Genomic DNA, 18,073 nt, shown 5'->3' with positions numbered 1-18,073 from the left:
AACAGCGCTTGTCCTGTTGTGACCTAGTGGTTGGCTGTGATACCGTCCGACACCCCTAAACCGGTGTCTATGGCTTCGGTTGTCGGGTGCCCTCTGGGCCTGATGATTTTCTACCCCAGCTCTGCGATTCTGCTTCCCACGGCCTCCGGGCCGACGCGCTTCCCGGCCCTTCCGGCCACTTGAATACCTGCCTCCCCCGGCCCTGCAGGGCCTCTCCACAGGCCCCTGGGCCTGACCTCCGAGATACCCACGTGCCAGTCGACCTTGAGGTGAGCATGCGACGTTCTTTGACCGGCTCGGCTGTTCTCCTGGCAGCCTGGGCCTTCACTGCTCCTGGAACCGCCGCCGCGGCCGTCGCGGCACCCGCCCCCCCTGCTGCGCCCGCACCTGCGGCGCCGGCCGACGACGACACCATCGTCCTCGACGAGGCCGAGGGCGAGGCGCCGGCCAAGCCCGCGGGCGACGCGAAGGCTGGTGGTGAAGCCGGAGTCTCGACCGACCTGTTCGGCGACGAGAAGAAGAAGGCGCCCGTCACGGGCGAGGCCGGCAAGGTCAGCGCGACCTCGGAAGCCGACCAGCTGAAGCAGGACAAGGCGTTCATCACCGTCGTGCAGCGCCAGCGCTTCCTCAAGAAGAAGCGCTTCGAGCTGCAGCCGCAGATCGGCATCACGGTCAACGATCCCTTCGTCCGCCACTACACCGTCGGCGCCGAGCTCAACTACTGGATCACCAACCGCATGGCGGTCGGTATCACGGGCACGGCCTTCTTCGGCAACAAGACCTCGCGGTACACCAACATCCGCTTCCAGGAGAGCGTGCTGTTGACCGCGAACAAGACGCTCTGGCAGGCCAGCGTCAACTTCCTGTACAACCCGTTCTACGGCAAGATCGCGGTGTTCAACCGCGCCCTGATGCACTGGGAGTCGTACGTCCAGGTCGGCGGCGGCGCGATCCAGACCCAGGTGATTCCGCGTTACGAGGCGATCCACGAGCCGTTCCGGCACCTCACCGGCCAGGGCAACTTCGCCATCGGCGCCCGCTTCTACGGCCCGCGCGTCGACTGGATCTCGGTGAACTTCGGCGTCCGCACCTGGATCTACCAGGACAAGCTCGAGCCGCCGGAGCGCGGCCCGGGCCCGAACCAGCTCGACAGCCTCGACTCTGCCGACGCAGCGAAGGACGCCGCGGTCAAGAAGCTCGCCTTCAACGTGGTCTTCTTCCTGGGGCTCAGCTTCTACTTCCCCACCACCTTCCAGTACACCACCCGCCGCTAAGAGCACCTCGACATGCACCGGATTCGATCGCTCACTGTTCTGGCGGCATCCCTGGTCGCCGTCACGTTGCTTCCCGACACCGCGCACGCCAAGCGGAAGAGCCCGCTCGAGGGCAAGCCGGTCGTCGTCCGCAAGCTCGAGCTGCGCAAGCTTCGCTTCGGCATCACGCCGTTCGTCGGCATGAGCCTCTCGCAGACCTTCGTCCACAAGGGCTACGTCGGCGGCAAGCTCCACTTCGACTTCACCGACTGGATCGGCATCCAGGCCAAGTTCGCCTACGGCGTGATCAACCGCGACTCCAAGCTGCTCAAGGCGCTCAACGACGAGGCCGGCGGCCTCCCGCGCGGCGTCGATCCGAACACCGCGGAGAACATGTCGGCCGCGCCGCAGCGCCTGCTCGCCGACTTCAACAGCCCCGCGCCGCTGCTCCACGACTTCCAGTCGGGCCTCACGCGCAACAACTGGCTGGCCAGCTTCGACGTCGTGTTCAAGCCCTTCAGCGGCAAGCTGGGCCTGTTCTCGGGCATCTTCACCGAGTACGACATGTACCTTTTCGCCGGCCTCGGCCTGGCGAACTTCGGGCGCCACTACCCGAACCAGCAGTCGACCACCGAGTTGCTGGGCCTGCCCAACAACCCGGCCGACGCCGCCAACTACTGCCGCCCCACGCCCAACTCCGACCCGAACCGCGAGTGTTACCTGCACCCGGTCAAGGCCGACACGGGCATCAAGGTCGGTCCGAGCTTCGGCGGCGGCGTGAACATCTTCCTCGCCGAGTTCGCCTCGCTCAACCTCGATGTCCACGACATCATGACCTACAACAACGCGGCCGGCCTCAACGCGACCACCACGGACGTGCCGCCGAAGGTCGACAAGCAGGACGCCAACTGGAACCACAACGTGATGTTCTCGCTCGGCGTCACGTTCTACTTCCCGCCCAAGGCCAAGCGCTCGCAGCTCAAGGTCGGCGGCAAGCCGGTCACCGCGAAGTAAGCCGCTCCCGGTCGAGCCGTCGCTCGCAAGGCCCGTCAGCCCCGCTGACGGGCCTTCGTGCTTTTCGGGCCATCCCCCTCGCCCACCTCCAGGGGGCCGTGGGCGCTCAGCACCGCGGACGGGCCTTCGCGCTCTCGCGGCGCCGTCGGCACCGAGCAGGCTTCGTACTCGGCTGGAGCCTCGATGCATCGGACGCGCGCTCACCTGTCCCTCCGACCAGGCGACAGCCTTGTGATTCATGGGCGCCGGGACGGCCCGACCAGTCGCTGTCCCTTGAGTCAGCTCGCCCCGAACGCCAGCCCGTCACCGTGCGGCTCATCGACCTGTCCCTTCGACCAGCCGCCTCCACGACCGCTGGTTCGCCGAGGGGGACGACTCCCGCCTTCTCAGCACTCGTCGGCCTGCTCCATCGTCACCACCGACGTATCGTCCTCGTCGATGTCGGCGACATAGAAGCGGTGCTCGCTCACGGGGCCATCGGGACCGGGCTCTTCGAACCACACTTCGAGGCAGTTGTCGGTGAGATCCAGCTTGACCGCGCTCAGCTCGAAGTCGCCGAACTGGTCGGCGTACACGAAGTAGCCGCGGGCTCCGGAGCGGTCGTACAGGAACACTCGCGTGTCAGCCGTGGGCGCCTCGACCTCGAGGTTGCCCCGCACGTCGACGTACTGCACCGGCGCCGCCTTGAGGCTCGGCGGAGGCACCGGCACCGAGATTCCGAACTGCCCGGTGAACGGCCGGTCGGTGCGCGTCGGCAGGTGCGTGTTGCAGGCGCTCAGGACGACGAGGGCGGCGACGAGGATGGCGCGGAAGATCATGAGTCGTGGGCTCCGAGCGGCTGCGACGCACGGCGAGCGCCGCGGGTCTGCGACCACAGACTCATTGTGCAAAACTTACACCAACCCGCCAAGTTCGAGATCGCTGGACAAAACCAACTGGCTGCGCAACCCCGATGGCTGTGGCGGGGCCAATCGCCAACCCGGTTGGCAGGCCCGGCCGGCCTCCAGCAGCCCGAACCGCGTCAGCCCGAGCAGCCGTCGCGCGAGTCCGACTTCCGCCCGCCATGGCAGCCCCGGGCGATGGGCTCCCGCGCCCGGCGCAGGTCGTTCGGGTCCACTGCCACGCTCGCCGGCGGAGTCGAGCGCCTCCTCGGCTCAGTCCTCGTCCTCGCCGCCGCTCTCGAGCCGCCGCAGCTTCTTCTGCAGCCCGAACCGCGACAGCCCGAGCAGCGTCGCGGCGCGGGTCTGATTGCCGCCGGCCTGCTGCAACGCCCGGTCGATGAGCTCGCGCTCGAGCCGCTCCACTCGCGGTCGCAGGCGCAGGTCGTCCGGATCCGGCACCCCGCTCGCCGGGGCCTCGCGGATCGCCGGCGACAGGTCGTCGGGCTCGACGCGGGCCTCGCACAGCGCGACCCACCGCTGCACCTCGTTCTCGAGCTCGCGGATGTTGCCCGGCCACGCGTAGCGGGCGAGCAGCCGGATCGCCGCGGCGCTGACGGTGAGCCGGCGGCCGCGGTCGTACTTGCCCAGGAAGTGCTCGATGAGCAGCGGCAGGTCCTCGGTGCGCGCGCGCAGCGGCGGCAGCTCGACCTTCACCACCCGAACCCGGTACAGCAGGTCCTTGCGGAACTGCCCGGCCGCGACCATCGCGTCGAGATCGCGGTTGCTGGCCGCGATCACCCGCACGTCGATCTTGCGCACCGTGGTGTCGCCGACCCGCCGGACCTCGCCCTCCTGCAGCACGCGCAGCAGCTTGGTCTGCATCGCCGGGCTCATCTCGCCGATCTCGTCGAGGAACAGCGAGCCGCCGTCGGCCGCCTCGAACAGCCCCGGCGTGGCCCGCTGCGCCCCCGTGAACGCGCCCTTGGCGTGGCCGAACAGCACGCTCTCGAGCAGCGTCTCCGGGATCGCCCCGCAGTTCTCGGCCACGAAGGGCCGGGCCCGCCGCGCTCCGCCGTCGTGGATCGCCCGCGCCACCAGCTCCTTGCCGGTGCCGCTCTCGCCGTAGATGACGACCGGCACGTCGCTGTCGGCCAGGCGGTCGACCAGGCGGAACACGGCCTGGATCGAACCTGTCCCTCCGACCATGTTGCGGTAGCCGCGTCGCTCCGGCGTGCGAGCGGCCTCGCGCAGGCCGCGGACCTCGAGCTCACGCTCCTCGAGCAGCGCCGCCAGCTCGCGCCCGCGCTCCGCCAGCGCCGCCACCGCCCCGCGATGCGCGATCGCCAGCGCCGCCAGCTCGGCGTACTCCTCGAGCCGCGCCAGGTCGGCCTCGCCCCAGGCCCCGCGGCGCAGCCGGTGGTCGACGTAGAGCGCCCCGAGCAGCGCCCCGCGATGGACCAAGGGCACCGCCAGCACGCTGCGCAGGTTGAGGTGGCTGATCGAGCGCGACTGCCCGAAGCGGTCGTCGGTGATCGCGTCGACGCTGAGGATCGGCGTGCCCTCGGCGAGCACGCGATCGAGGACCGAGCGCGAGAACGTGCCGCCCGCCCCGCCCGCGAGCTCCCGCGCGACCAGGGTCGGCGCCGCTGCCTCGCCGCTGCGACTCGGCGGCGACGGCAGCACCGCGATCGCCCCGCGCTCCGCGTCGCACAGCTCCATCGCCGCGTCGACCACCTGCGCCAGCAGGCGCTCGAGGTCGTCCTCGCGGACCAGCCGCCGGTACATCCGCAGCAGCTGGCCGGCCTCGCCGCTGCGCCGGGCCTCCGGAGGCGGAGGCTCGTCGGGCGGCGGCTCACCTGTACTTTCGGGCAGGTCACTGACCAGCGCGGCGACTGCCGCGCGATCGCCGGACTCCGCGAGCAGGGCCGCGCGGGCGCTGGGCTTGTCGAGGTCGGGGATCTTGCTCATCAGAACCTCCCATGTGCGCGCGGCACGTCTGGCGAGCGCCGGCCGGCGCGGGTCGCTCGGGCCCAGGATAGCGTGAAGGACATGGTCGTAGTGCCAGGCCAGCTCGAGGCGCCCGCGCGCCGCGAGCTCTTCGGGTCGCGGCAGCTCGGCCAGGGCACGGCACGCGCGGGCGAGCTCGCCGGGCACGCCGCCGGCCCCCGCCAGCACGCGCTCGAGCGCGGCCGCGACCTGCAGCTCCTCGTCGCCGTCGGCGAGGCCGCGCTCGGCCGCCGCCAGCAGCTCGGCCGCTCGCGCCGGTTGTCCGCTGCGCCGCGCCGCCGCGGCCGCGCGCAGCATCGCCTCGCCGGCGTCGCGCGTCGCCCCGGCGCGCTGCAGGGCCTCGGCCGCCGCCGCGAACGCGTGCGCCACCGCGGCGTCGCTGCCCTGCCCGCGCAGCCGCTCGCCCCACACCAGCTCCGCCTGCACCCGCTCGAGCCGCGCCTGCGCCAGCGACCCCGCCGTCCCGCTCAACGTCTGCGCCAGCAGCACGTGCAGCCGCACCGCCTCGGCCTGCGCGCCGGCTCGCACCAGCAGCTGCACGAGGTTCTCGGCCAGCTCCGGCAGCGCCTGCACGCGTCCGAGCGCGAGGTAGCCGCGCAGCGCCTGGCGCCCGTGCTCGAGCCCGCGACCGAGCTCGCCGCTGAGGATCGCCAGCGCCGCCAGGTTGGCCGCCAGCAGCGTGCGCCCGATCGCCTCGCCCGCCCGCTCGAAACCCGCGGCCGCCCGCTCGTAGGCCGCCTCCGCGTGTCCGAGCTGTCCGCGCAGGTGCGCCAGGTTGCCGCGCACCTGATCGATCCGCGCCTGCAGTCCCGGGTGGCCAGCGGCGGCCTCGAGCCGCGCCTCCGCGCGCGCCAGCCAGTCTTCCGCGCGGTCCTCGGCGCCGCCGTAGATCGCCGCCAGCGCCGCCCACAGCCACGCCTCCGCGGCCCCCGGTCCGCTCGCCGCCAGCGCGACGCACCGCCTGTCCTCACGGGCATGCTCGAAGAGACCTGCTCCTTGGGTCAGGCTATCTGACTGACTCGCAGCTCCCGCCGCCGACGCATCTCTCGCGCTCGCACCGCGGCGCGCGGGCCGGCTCTTCTTCGGACGCGCAGAGCGCACGCTCTCACCGGCACCTGTCCCGTCGACCCTTTCGCCGACCGTCTCCTTCTCGTCCGCCGACGCAACGGTCCTCTGCGTCGCAGCCACGCCCGTCCCCTTCTCATCCGCCGACGCGCCCGTCCTCTCCGTCCCAGCCGCGCCCGTCCTCTCCGTCGCCGACGCGCCTGTCCCCTTCTCGTCCGCCGACACGCCCGTCCTCTCCGTCCCAGCCGCGCCCGTCCTCTCCGTCCCAGCCGCGCCCGTCCTCTCCGTCCCAGCCGCGCCCGCCGCTTCAGCCCTGGCCGTGACGCCCTCCGCCTCGACATGCCCCTCGAGACATGTCCCCTTCGCCATCTCCGTCGACGCCAGCGCCTCCGCCTCGAGCACTGCCTCGCTCGCGCGTCCGAGGTCGGTCAGAGCGCGCCAGCGCAGCCCGAGCCCGGTCGCGCGCAGGTCGTCGGACAGCTCCGGCTCGGCGAGCAGCGCATCGAGGCGGACCAGCGCCTCTCCGGCCCGCCCCGTCTGCTCGAGCGCCCGCGCGGCCACCAGAGCGCAGCGGGGCCCGCCGCCGGTGGCCAGCGTCAGCGCCCGACCGGCCTGCCCGGCCCGCAGCAGCGCCGCCGCCAGCTTGGCCCGGGACGCGTCCGGCAGCCCTGCGTCGATCCGCTCGAGCAGGCGCGGCAACGCCGGATCGCGCTCCCACGCTCCCCCGGTCTCCGGGCACGCCGCCAGCCAGCGCGACACCGCCGCCGGCGACTCCGCGTCGACCGCCAGCGCCAGCGTCACGCTCCTCGCTGTCCCTCCGGACATGTTCTCTTCGCCATGTCCTTCGCGCCCTGTCGGATCTTCCAGCTCGGCGAGCCGCTCGCGCGCCAGCTCGCGCAGTCGCGGCCCGAACGCCCGCCGCGCCGCCGCCAGGGCCCAGCCGAGCGGCACCCCGCCGGGCGCGAACAGGTGCGCCGCCTGCAGGCCCGCGCCCGTGGCGACCGCCGCCTCGCGGCCCTCCGCGGTCCAGGCCGCCTCGAGCACCAGGCGGGCCCGACCGGCGTCGAGCGCTCCCCGGGCCGTCGCCGCGGCCCCGGCGATCCCCTCCGGCGTCGGCCTGACCAGCATCGCCCGCGCGCTGGCCTCGATCGCCTCCACCGTCGCCCCAGGCCAGCCGCCCGTGGCCGCCCGCAGCGCCTCGGCCCAGCCCGCGCGCTCCTCCGGCGGGTCGAGCACCGGCTGCAGCGCCTGCAGCAGCTCGGCCTCGGTCCACGGCCGCAGCTCCAGCACCGCGATCGGCGGCTCGCCGCGCCCGGCCGCCTCCGCCCCCGCGCGGGCCAGCGCCGCCCCGAGCGCCGGCGACACCGGCACGATCAGCGTCGTCCGGGCCATCGCCGCCGCCGCCGCCAGGACCGCCGCCCTGCGCCTTGCGACATGTCCTTCGTCACCGGTCTCTTCGGCCAGGTCACCCGGCCACTGCGGCGCCTCGGGCAGCCCGAACACGACCTCCTCGGCCCCGGCGATCCACGCCTCGATCCACCCCGCGGCCGGGACCTGCAGCGCCGCCCCGAGCCGCTCCGCCGGGCACAGCCGCGCCGGCGGTCCCTCGGCCTGGGCCTGCAGCGTGGCCACCAGCTCCTCGACCACGCGCCGCCGGCCCGCCCCCGGCGGCCCCGCCACCGCGACCAGCCGGGCCCGCGGCGCCGGCAGCAGCATCGCCAGCGCCGGCGCCAGCGACGTGCCCGCGTACGGCCAGCGCGCCGGCAGCCACCACGTCGGGCCTGCCCCCGAGGACATGCCCTCTTGACCATGTCCCTCGCGACATGTCTCGAGAAGCTCCTGCAACCGCGCCAGCACCAGCCGCAGGTCGACCAGGCGGCGCGCCCCGTCGAGCGCCAGCAGGCGGCGCAGCAGCGCCAGCAATTCCTCCGGCACCGCCGCGCCCGCGGCCAGCTCGGCCAGCCGGGCGTCGACCGCCCGCTCCCCGCGGCGCAGCGCGTCGACCAGCCCCTCCGGACGGGCCCACGGCGCCGCCCCGAACAGGCGGAAGCACAACAGGCACCCGAGCGCGAACACGTCCGCGGCCGGGCCTCCGCCGCCCGCCAGCGCCTCGGGGGCGAGGAAGCCCGGCGTCCCGCAGCCGAGGCAGCCGACCTGGCCGAAATCGGTGAGCACCACCCCGCCCTCGCCCGCGAGCACGTTGCCGGGGCTCACGTCGCCGTGGTGCGTGCCGGCCTCGTGGATCGCCCGCAACGCGTGGGCCACCGCGATCGCCTCGGCCAGCGCCTCGCTCGCCGCCACTGGCCCGGGCTGCAGCGGCGCGCCGTCGATCCACCCGGTCACCAGCCAGGCGCCGCCACCTGTCTCTTGGAGCAGCTCGAGCGCCGCCGGCAGGTGCGGCGAGCTGACCCGCCGCAGCACGCGGAAGGCCTGGCGCACCTGCCCGACGCGCTCCGGGGGCACTCGCTTGAGGGCGACGCGGCGGCCGCCGGCGTCGGCGTCGAGCGCCGTCCACGTCCCGCCCTCGGCGCCCTCGCCGAGCCGCGCGACCGCGACGAACCGAGGCGGGAGGCCGAAGGCGAGGTCGCGCTCCGCACCGCCCACGGCGCCCTCCGTCACGGCCCCGTGAAGCGGTCCGAGGCGTCGCTGTCGGCCGCGACGAAGCTGCCCGAGTCGGCCGACACGCGCGACGCCTCGACCGACGTCGTCACCGACTGCGTCGCCGGGACCACGTCGCCCGACGTGCTCGGCCCGTGGTGGAAGCGCGACCGGCGGAACGCGAACAGGAACAGCGTCTGCAGCATGCTCGCCACCGGCGCGGCCAGCAGCGCGCCGGTCAGCCCGTACACGTGTTCACCGGCCAGCAGCGCGAAGATCACCACGACCGGGTGCATGTGCGCCGCGTCGCCGATGATCTTCGGGTTGAAGACGTTGGCCTCGAGCAGGTGGATGCCGGCGATCCACGCCAGCATCAGCAGCGGCGGCCCGAACGCCAGCCCGTTCTCGTTCGACACCAGCGCGACCAGCAGGATCGGGATCGACGAGATGATGGTGCCGAAGATCGGCACCAGGCTGAACGCCGCCGCCACCACCGCCAGCAGGAAGCTGTACTTGATGTCGAAGATGACGAGGCCGATGTAGGTCAGCACGCCGTTGACCAGGCAGATCAGCAGCTGGCCGCGGATGACCCCGGCGAGGCCGACGTCGAGCAGCCCCATGATCTCGTCGTACGTGCGGCGGTGCTGGATCGGCACCATCGCCCGCACGAAGCCCGTCACCCGCTGCGGGTTGACGAGGATGAACGCCGCGAGCATCAGCGTGATCGTGAAGTTGGTCAGGAAGGTCGTGACGCCGCTGACCAGGCTGCGGAGAAAGCCGGCGATCTGGCCGGTGTACTCGGTGCCCTTCGACATCACCAGCTTGCGCAGGGTGTCGGTCAGCTTCTTCTCTTCGGTCGAGCTCGGGGCCGCGATCGTGTAGCGGCCGTCGCCGGCGTCGGAGACGTGGAGGCGCGCGCCTTCGAGGCTGATCGACCACGAGCCGTCGCGGTTCGGCTTGGCCAGCAGCTCCGAGGGCTTCGGCGGCTCGACCGGCACCGTCGCCAGCGCCGCCTCGTCGAGCTGGTGGAGCGTGCCGAGCGAGCCGTCGACCCACCGCGACGCCTGCGGCAGCACGTTCTGGTCGAGGTACTCGATCGCCGCCGGCGCCGTGTCGCGCAGGCGCGAGAAGTCCGCCACCAGCGCCGGCAAGAACAGCGTCAGGAAGGCCGTCATCAGCCCGAACAGCGACAGATAGACGAGGATGACCGAAAGGACACGTCCGAGCCGGACCTGCATCCGGTTGATCACCGGCGCCATCAGGTACGCCAGGGCGAACGCGAACACGAACGGGACCATCACCTCGCGGAAGACGATGGCCAGCAGCACCGGGAACAGCAGGAAGCCCCACAGCCGCAGGAACTGACCGATCGACGCGAGGAACTCGCGCCGGCGCGACGGCACGGGTTCGGTCATGGACGGCTCCTGCCGGGCTCGCCGCGGCGCGGGCCCAGGTCTTCGACTGCGACGGCGCAGTCCCAGGCCCCGCAGCTGCAGCGGAAGCCGAACCTGGCCATCGGCGCGGCACATTGCCGGCACACGAGCATGGGGGGCGTGATGTCTTTCATCGCGGCGTCGCGGACCGAGGCGTCGAGGGTCGCGTCGCGCGGCCCCTGAGCGAGGCGCAAGCGTATCAGTCCGAGCGCCGCCGCGGGGGAGCGGGACGCGACCCGGGCGAGCGCCTGGGCCGCCTGGTCCGGGTCGCGCCTGGCTACGCGCTCGGCCAGCGCCGCCACGAGGCTGCTGGCGTTCGCCGTGCGCAAGCTCGCCTGCATGCGCTCGAGCAGGTCGTCCTGGGCGCCCTCCTCCATCGCCCACGACCAGGCCTCGGCCGTCAGCGCGTGCGCACCTGCGGGCGCCAGCTCCCAAGCCCGCTGCCAGGCCTCGAGCGCCTCCTCGCGGGCCCCCGCGGCCGCGGCGACGCGGGCTCGCGCGGTCCACACGTGGCCGCTGTCGGGCGCCAGCTCGAGCGCGCGCTCGACCAGCTTGCGCGCCTTGAAGGGATCGCCCTCGTGCAGGGCCGCGAGCGCCTGCCCGGCGACCGCGTGGCCGCGACCGATCCGCGATTGCCTGCGCCGACGCGCCGGGGCCAGCTTCTCGTGGCGCTCCCACGCCGCCGCCGCGCGCTCCCACGCGCCCGCTTGCTCGAGCGCCTGCGCCAGCGACTCGAGCGTCGCCACCGAGCGCGGCGCCAGGCTGATCGCCCGCGTCAGCGCCCCGACGGCCGCCTGCTCGTTGCCCTGAGCCAGCAGATCGCGCCCGAGGCCGACCAGGCCGGCGACCCGCAGCTCGGGCGCCAGCTCGGCCGACGCCAGGACCGTGCGGTGCAGCGCCTTGGCCCGCTCGACGCGGCCGCGGCGGCGGTCGAGCGCGGCCAGGGCGAGGAACACGGTCGCGTCGTTCGGCTCGACCTCGGCGATCCGCTCGAGCTCTTCGGCCACGTTCTCGACGTCGCCTTCGGCGAGCTCGTGGACCACGTGGCCGCGGCGGGCCAGCCGCTCGATCGCCTCGCGTCGCGGCGCCAGCCGCCACCAGGCCAGGGCTGCCCCGATTCCGCCGCCGGCCAGCGCGGCGGCCACGAGCGCCAGCAGTTCGCTCACCCGACGTCTCCTTCGCGCCTCGTCGGCGAGCCCGGCCAGACCCGCGTCGCCGCCATGCTCTGGGCCGACGCGCCGAGCATCACCGGCCGGCGCGTGTCGCTGAGATGGGCCTCGCGGGCCAGCAATTCGTCCTCGTCCTCCTGTCGCAGGGGCAAGGTGCGGAGCTCGAGCACCTCGCGCTCGAGCTCGCGGGTACGCCGTTGCGCGATCGCCGCGGCACGGATTCGGAACGGCGCCCGGATGGCCGCCACGGCCAGGAGCGCCGCGGTGACGACCCAACCGGCCATCAGCGCCGCCGAGTGGACCTCGAAGCGGCGGCGGACGAGCGACGGGGAAAGATCGGCGGCCGGCAGGTAGAGCACCACCTCGACCCATCCGGTGTTCGCTCCCAGCGTGACGATCGTCCACACGAGGCCCAGCGCGAGCAGGATGAGGCTGACCAGGAGGTAGACTTTGCCCAGCAGGGACACTTTGATGCGGCGGATGATAACAGGCGGTGTATAGTCCCGGCCATGGGAAACCCCGCCGCGTCCTTTTTCGCCTTCGGCACAGGGATCCTCCGCCGCGGATGCCTCGCCGGGCTCGCGATCGGCGCCTTCGTGGGCGCCTGCGCCAATACCGACCAGAACCTCGAGCGGCAGCGGCTCCTCGAGGAGCTCAACTCGGCCGGTAGCAAGCCTGCGCAGTGCAAGCCGAAGATCCTCGAGTCCTGCTACGACGGCCCGCAGGGCACCTCGGGCCGCGGCCTCTGCAAGGACGGCACGCGCACCTGCAGCGACGACGCGGTCTGGGGCGCGTGCTCCGGGCAGGTGACCCCGGTCAAGGAGCTCTGCAACCGCAAGGACGACGATTGCGACGGCATCGTCGACAACGACTTCGAGCGCGAGGGTGCCACCTGCACGATCGGCAAGGGCGAGTGCAAGTCCTCCGGCGTCTGGAAGTGCAACGCCGACGGCAAGGGCGCCACGTGTGACGCCCCGCAGCCCTCGATCAAGGCCGAGGTGTGCGACGGCCTCGACAACGACTGCGACGACAAGATCGACGAGGACGTCCCGGGCACCGGCGTCGCCTGCCAGACCGGCAAGGTCGGCGTGTGCGCCCCGGGCGTGATGCAGTGCCTCGGCGGCCGCGTCCAGTGCGTGGCCAATGTCCAGCCGAGCCAGGAGATCTGCAACAACCTCGACGACGACTGCAACAACGTCGTCGACGACCGCTGCCTCACCGCCGAAGAGGCCGCGAAGCTCAAGAACAAGTAACCGCCCCCCGCGGCCTCTGACGGCGCGGCGCCCTCCGGGCCCGCGCCGTTCTCGTATGCGCTTTCGGGCATGTCCTCGCGGACAGAAATCTCAGGACATGTCCCGACGTTTCGTCCGCCGCGCGAGCACCGGCCCGTGCACGAGACGCCTCGTCTCTCCTCCGGCCGAGCGCCTCTGCTCGCCAGATGCGGGCCGCCCCGCTCACCTGCCGCGAACTTCCAAGACCTGCCCGCAAGAACAGCCGAAGGCCTGCACGCAGCGCTCGTGCAGGCCCTCGCCCTCTACCCTCGTGCTCGCCGGCCGCGAGCGCGCGCCGCTACTTCGCGTACTTGACCGAGCAGCCCCACGCGCGCGTGTCGGCCTGCGCGATCGGCTTGCCGGCCAGCACGGCCGCCAGCGCGTCCTCGAACAGGGCCACGCGGGTGCCGCCCTCCGGCTCGTTCATCGGCGCGTTGTCGAGGCCGCCGCGGTAGACCAGCGCCCCCTCGGCGTCGACGATGTACATGTGCGGCGTGTTGGTGGCCCCGTACGCGTGGCCGACCGCGCCTGTCTCGTCGAGCAGGATCGGGTGGGCCAGCGACCAGTTCTTCGCCGCCGCCTGGTTGGCCTCCGCGCCGTGGCCCTGCTTGCCGGGCGCGCCGGAGTTGATCGCCAGCCACGTGACCGTCGGCGTCGCCGCCGTCGTCTTGGCCGCGAGGTCCTTGAGCGGGCCGGCGTCGTGCGCCGCCTTGACGAACGGGCACTCGGGGTTGAACCACTCGAGCACCACGGTCTTGCCGCGCAGGTCGGACAGCTTGATCGTCTTGCCGTCGGCGGTGGGCAGCGTGAAGTCGGGTGCGGGCTTGCCGATCGCCGCCACCGCGGCCGGGTCGACGAGAGGATTCGCCGGCGGCGCCGGCGTCGGTGTCGCCGCCTTCGCCTCGCCGTCGGCGGGAGGCGTCTTGGTCGGCGTTCCGGCGGCAGCGGGCGGCTTGGCGCCGTCACAGGCGGTCAGAGCGAGGGCGAGGGCGAGCAAGGTTCGCGGGGTCACGGCAGGCTCCTGGGTGCGCTTTTGCGTATCCTGGCCGGGTGTACCACCGATCGCTCGACCTGTCACACCCGCCGGTCTGGACCGTCGACGACGTGCTCACGACCCACGAGTGCGCCGCGCTGATCGATCGCATCGAGGCGCTCGGTCCGGTGCGCGCCCCGGTCACCATGCTGCGCGCCCCGGTGCTGCGTCCCGAGCTCCGCACCAACAAGCGCGTCATCCTCGACGACCCCGAGCTCGCCGCCCTGCTGTTCGAACGGGCCCGGTCCGCGGTGCCGCCGCAGATCGGCGCCATGACCGTCCTCGGCGTCCACGAGCGCCTCCGCTGCTACCGCTACGACCCCGGCGAGCGGTTCGCCCCGCACTTCGACGGCGCCTGCGTCCGCGCCGAGGACGAGCGCAGCCTGCTGACCTTCATGGTCTACCTCAACGAGGACTTCACCGGCGGCGAGACTCACTTCCTCCACCTCGAGCAGACCGTGGTCCCGCACACCGGCCTCGGCGTGTTGTTTCAGCACCGGCACCTGCACGAGGTCCGCGCCGTCGCCACCGGCCGCAAGTACGCAGTCCGCTGCGACATCCTCTACAAGGGACCTCGCGCCCCCGCGAGCGATCGTCCGTGTAGCCTCTCGCGGCGTCCGCCTCGACGTCACGCTGCGCCCGTTCGCTGCGCGCGCGGGTGCGGCGGCGCACTCCGCCCGGGCGTGCTAGCTTCCCGCCATGAGCAGCGCCGACGAGGATCTCCCGATCGTCAGCCGGATCGTCATCGAGGTCCGCTCCGACGGCACGCGCACGGTCGCGCGCGGCGCCGCCGAGGACCCCTCCGGCAAGGTCGGCCTCGAGGTCCGCGCCGACAGCCCCGTCGAGCTGGTCACCGCCCTCGTCAAGCTGCTCATGCAAGCACCTGCCCTTGCGACCACGTCCTTTCGGACAGGTCGCAAGCGCCAGGTCCAACCGGACAGCCTCCCCGGCGCCCCCCGCCGCGCGCCCTCGGCCCTGCCGGCCGCGCCCGCGACCTCGCCGCCCGCGTCCGCCGTCGCCTCGGCCTCGGCGAGTGAGCCGCGCGGCTCCGTTCCGAGGGTCGAGCGAGCGCCAGAAGTCTCTGGCAGCGCCGCACGAGTGAGCGACGGCCTCCCCGGCGCAGCTCTCGTCTGCGGGCCGAGCGAGCACCGGAAGTCACAAGCGGCGCCGCACGAGTGAGCGACGGCCTCCCCGGCGCACCTCACGTCTGCGGGCCGAGCGAGCGCCGGAAGTCACAAGCGCCGCATAAGTGAGCGACGGCCGCCCGGCGTCCGCGAGCCGAGCGAGCGCCAGAAGTACCACGCCGCCGCGCTGCGCGAGTCCGCGGCCGTCTCGCGTTCACGTCTGAGTGTCGAGCGAGCGCCAGAAGTACCAGGCGGCCGCGCTGCGATACGGCGAGAACGGCTCCCCGAGCGCGTCGAGCTCGCGCTGGCTCGGCGACTCCGGCAGCCCGAACGTCTGCGCGTAGCCCTTGCGGACCGCGAAGTCGCCGACCGGCCACACGTCGGGGCGGCCGAGGCGGAAGATCAGCATCATCTCCACCGTCCAGCGGCCGATCCCGCGGACCTGCGTCAGGCGCTCGATGATCGTCTCGTCGTCCATCCGCGCCAGCGCACGCAGCGTCGGGACCACACCGTCGAGTGTCTTTTGGGCCAGGTCCTTCAGGGCAGCCTGCTTGCCCGCCGACAACCCGGCCGCGCGCAGCCGCTCCGCCGGCAACGCCAGCAACGCCGCCGGCTCGGGGAACTGGCCGCCCTCGCCGAGCAGACAGGCGCGCCCGTAGATCGTCGAAGCCGCCGCGCCGGCCAGCTGCTGGAACACGATCGAGCGCGCCAGCGCCCCGTACGGGGTCGCGCCCGCGTCGCGCCGCAACGTGATCGGCCCGAGCCGATCGATCAGCCGCTTCATCGCCTTGTGACTGCGGCGCAGGTGAACCGCCGCAGCGTCGGTGTCGTAAGGGAGCGGTCGCGTCTGCGCCATCGTTCGCCTCGGCTTCACGATCTTGTACGCGCAATCGCCCGCGCGATCCATGCCCCTGCAGCGCCTCGCGCCCCGTCCGCAGGTGCGAGTCGCGGACCGACTCGCTCACGGGTCGACGGCGGCTCGCCGACGTCCCGCAGGACCGGGCCGCGCGCTGCCCGTGCATCGACCCGACGTTTGCCGGCCTTCGCTCACGGGCCCGCGCCTGTCCACAAGGACAGCTGCGCCTCGCCTCAGCGCCGGAGCGGGTCCGTGAGCGGCAGCTCGTCCGCGACCTCGCCCAGCACTTCCTCGCGCAGCTGGCCCACGAGCATGTGCGAACCGCACACCACCAGCTTCCCGCCGGCCGCCAGATGCTCCTGCCACGCCGCGTGAAACGCCCGCCCGATCCCTTCGGAGAACAGCCGCGTCTCGCCGGTCTGCAAGGGCGCCAGGTCGTAGCCGCCCGGCCCCGCCGGCACCAGCCAGATCGGCGCGCCGAGCCGCCGCAGCTGGGCCAGCATCCCCGGCGCGTCCTTGTCGGCCAGGCAGCCGAACACGATCGTCCGCCGCGGATGCGGCTGTCCTTCGAGCCAGGTCACGAGCGCCGCGATCCCGTGCGGGTTGTGCCCGGCGTCGAACACCACGGTCCCGCCGCCGCTGGGCACCCGCTCGCACCGGCCCGGCCAGCGCACCCCGTCGAGGTCGCTCGCGGTCACTCCGGCGTCGATGAACCGCGCCCCGGCCAGCGCCAGCGCCCCGTTGACCCGCTGATGCGCCCCCGGCAGCCCCTCGGGCGCGCGCATCAGCGGCTCGACGAACTCGAGCCGCACCCGGTGCTCCGTCGCCGCCGCGCGCAGCACCGCCGCCGCCGCCGGCTGTTGCGGCGCCGACCACACCGGCGCCCCGTCGCGCATCACCGCCGCCTTCTCGCCCGCGATCGCCTCGATCGTGTCGCCGAGGTACGCCTGATGGTCGAGGTCGATCGGCGTCATCAGCGTCACCGTCGCCGGCACCACGCCGGTCGCGTCGAGGCGGCCGCCGAGACCTGTCTCCAAGACCATGACCTCGACGCCAGCCTCGGCGAACGCCAGCAGCGCCGCCGCCGTCAGCACCTCGAAGAACGTCAGCGGACGCGGCAGCGCCGGGCCCTCGAGCCGCAGCACGCGCTCGACCAGCTGCTCCATCGCCGAATCAGTGAGCGGCACCCCGTCGAGCCGGATCCGCTCGCCCACTCGATGCAGGTGCGGGCTCGTGTAGAGGCCAACCCGCCGACCGCGTTGCCGCAGCGCGTGGGCCACCATCGCCGACGTCGAGCCCTTGCCGTTGGTGCCGACCACGTGGACCACCGGCACCCCGGCGCCCGGCAGGCCGAGCGCCACGTGGGCCGCCCGCACCGCCTCGAGCCCGCGGATCACCCCCAGCGAGCGCCTGGCGAACAGCGCCAGCTGCCAGGCCGGAGGTGTCTTCATGGACATGTCCGATCAGCCAGCCGGCGCGGGTGGCAGCGCTGCGGCCGCCTTGGCCGGCGCGCCGGCCAGCAGGCGCAGCATCAGGCCCAGTTGCTCGCGCAGCTCGAGGCGGCCGACGATGCGGTCGAGCATGCCGTGCTCGAGCAGGAACTCGGCGCGCTGGAAGCCCGGGGGCAGCTCCTGGCCGATCGTCTGCTGGACCACGCGCGGCCCGGCGAACCCGACCAGCGCCCGCGGCTCGGCGAGGATGACGTCGCCGAGCATGGCGAAGCTGGCCGCCACGCCGCCGGTGGTCGGGTGCAGGCAGACCGAGATGTACGGGACGCCGGCGGCGCGCAGGCGACCGCGGGCGGCCGAGGTCTTGGCCATCTGCATGAGCGACAGGATGCCCTCCTGCATGCGGGCCCCGCCGGACGCGCTGAAGATGACCGCGGGGATCTTGCGCTCGAGCGCCCGCTCGAACACGCGGGTGACCTTCTCGCCGACCACCGAGCCCATCGAGCCGCCCATGTACTCGAACACGAAGAAGCCGGCGCTGACGTCGAGGCCGTCGATGGTGCCGAAGCCGGCGGTGAACGCGTCGGTCGGGCCGACGCTGCGGTCGGCCTTGGCGACGCGGTCGCCGTAGGCCGCCTGGTCGCGGAAACCGAGCGGATCTCCCGAGCGCAGCTCGAGGTCCAGCGGCTGCCACGAGTCCCGGTCGAGCATCGCCGCGATCCGCTCCTTCGTCGGCATCACGTGGTGGTGCCCGCACACCGGGCAGACGCGGAGGTTCTGCACGAACTCCGCGGTGTACGTGATCTCACCGCACGCGTCGCACTTGGTCCACAAGCCGCGCGGGACGGACACCTTGTTGCTCTCGCTCGTCTGCTCGAGCGCCTGCTTTTTGCGTCGCCACCACGCCATGCGATTTTTGGC

General features: G+C 73.0%; 13 protein-coding genes and 1 pseudogene. 5 read left to right on the top strand and 9 right to left on the bottom strand.

Annotated features, from left to right (window positions below):
- The first annotated feature begins 275 nt into the window (after positions 1-275).
- Together OV079_RS08120 and OV079_RS08115 are read left to right on the top strand one after the other, a co-directional pair.
- Positions 276-1,274 (top strand): outer membrane beta-barrel domain-containing protein, encoded by a 999-nt coding sequence (locus OV079_RS08120; protein ID WP_267767220.1) that lies wholly within the window; start codon positions 276-278, stop codon positions 1,272-1,274.
- A gap of 12 nt (positions 1,275-1,286) precedes the next feature.
- A complete protein-coding gene (locus OV079_RS08115) occupies positions 1,287-2,267 on the top strand; it encodes an outer membrane beta-barrel domain-containing protein (RefSeq protein ID WP_267767219.1) in 981 nt (326 codons plus the stop codon).
- Positions 2,268-2,653: 386 nt separating this feature from the next.
- Here the strand turns inward: OV079_RS08115 and OV079_RS08110 are convergent, their stop codons facing one another.
- The 5 genes from OV079_RS08110 to OV079_RS08090 form a co-directional block, all read right to left on the bottom strand.
- Complete coding sequence (locus OV079_RS08110) at positions 2,654-3,085, bottom strand: hypothetical protein (RefSeq protein ID WP_267767218.1); 432 nt, start codon at positions 3,083-3,085, stop codon at positions 2,654-2,656.
- 336 nt (positions 3,086-3,421) lie between these two features.
- Positions 3,422-8,839, bottom strand: a complete 5,418-nt coding sequence (locus OV079_RS08105; RefSeq protein WP_267767216.1) for a sigma 54-interacting transcriptional regulator — start codon at positions 8,837-8,839, stop codon at positions 3,422-3,424.
- On the bottom strand, positions 8,836-10,233 hold the full coding sequence (locus tag OV079_RS08100) for an AI-2E family transporter (RefSeq protein ID WP_267767215.1): 1,398 nt from the start codon (positions 10,231-10,233) through the stop codon (positions 8,836-8,838). Before OV079_RS08100 ends, OV079_RS08105 begins: the two co-directional genes overlap by 4 nt.
- Positions 10,230-11,417 (bottom strand): tetratricopeptide repeat protein, encoded by a 1,188-nt coding sequence (locus OV079_RS08095; RefSeq protein ID WP_267767214.1) that lies wholly within the window; start codon positions 11,415-11,417, stop codon positions 10,230-10,232. The genes OV079_RS08100 and OV079_RS08095 overlap by 4 nt, the downstream gene beginning before the upstream one ends.
- Positions 11,414-11,887 (bottom strand): hypothetical protein, encoded by a 474-nt coding sequence (locus OV079_RS08090; protein WP_267767213.1) that lies wholly within the window; start codon positions 11,885-11,887, stop codon positions 11,414-11,416. The genes OV079_RS08095 and OV079_RS08090 overlap by 4 nt, the downstream gene beginning before the upstream one ends.
- A 42-nt stretch (positions 11,888-11,929) precedes the next feature.
- Here OV079_RS08090 and OV079_RS08085 point away from each other — a divergent pair, with 42 nt between their 5' ends.
- The gene (locus OV079_RS08085) at positions 11,930-12,673 is read left to right on the top strand and encodes a MopE-related protein (RefSeq protein WP_267701637.1); all 744 of its coding nucleotides are present in this window, start codon (positions 11,930-11,932) and stop codon (positions 12,671-12,673) included.
- Positions 12,674-12,989: 316 nt separating this feature from the next.
- On the opposite strand, the gene OV079_RS08080 is transcribed toward OV079_RS08085, so the two are convergent.
- Entirely contained in the window at positions 12,990-13,703 is a 714-nt protein-coding gene (locus OV079_RS08080) for a redoxin family protein (protein WP_267767212.1), read from the bottom strand.
- Between the two features lie 167 nt (positions 13,704-13,870).
- On the opposite strand from OV079_RS08080, the pseudogene OV079_RS57445 reads away from it, so the two are divergent.
- A pseudogene (locus OV079_RS57445) lies at positions 13,871-14,212 on the top strand (2OG-Fe(II) oxygenase); the annotation flags it as partial.
- A 211-nt stretch (positions 14,213-14,423) separates the two neighbouring features.
- A complete protein-coding gene (locus OV079_RS08070) occupies positions 14,424-14,903 on the top strand; it encodes a hypothetical protein (RefSeq protein ID WP_267767210.1) in 480 nt (159 codons plus the stop codon).
- 159 nt (positions 14,904-15,062) lie between these two features.
- Here OV079_RS08070 and OV079_RS08065 read toward each other — a convergent pair whose 3' ends face one another.
- The 3 genes from OV079_RS08065 to accD form a co-directional block, all read right to left on the bottom strand.
- The gene (locus OV079_RS08065) at positions 15,063-15,704 is read right to left on the bottom strand and encodes a DNA-3-methyladenine glycosylase family protein (protein ID WP_267767209.1); all 642 of its coding nucleotides are present in this window, start codon (positions 15,702-15,704) and stop codon (positions 15,063-15,065) included.
- Positions 15,705-15,937: 233 nt separating this feature from the next.
- On the bottom strand, positions 15,938-17,155 hold the full coding sequence (locus OV079_RS08060; protein ID WP_267767208.1) for a bifunctional folylpolyglutamate synthase/dihydrofolate synthase: 1,218 nt from the start codon (positions 17,153-17,155) through the stop codon (positions 15,938-15,940).
- A gap of 12 nt (positions 17,156-17,167) precedes the next feature.
- The gene (gene accD / locus OV079_RS08055; protein WP_267767207.1) at positions 17,168-18,061 is read right to left on the bottom strand and encodes an acetyl-CoA carboxylase, carboxyltransferase subunit beta; all 894 of its coding nucleotides are present in this window, start codon (positions 18,059-18,061) and stop codon (positions 17,168-17,170) included.
- Positions 18,062-18,073 lie beyond the last annotated feature (12 nt).

Source organism: Nannocystis pusilla, from assembly GCF_026626665.1.
GTDB classification, from domain to species: Bacteria; Myxococcota_A; Polyangia; order Nannocystales; family Nannocystaceae; genus Nannocystis; species Nannocystis pusilla.
The sequence above is the reverse complement of the archived record's forward strand: the minus strand, read 5'-3'. Positions and strand labels throughout refer to the sequence as shown.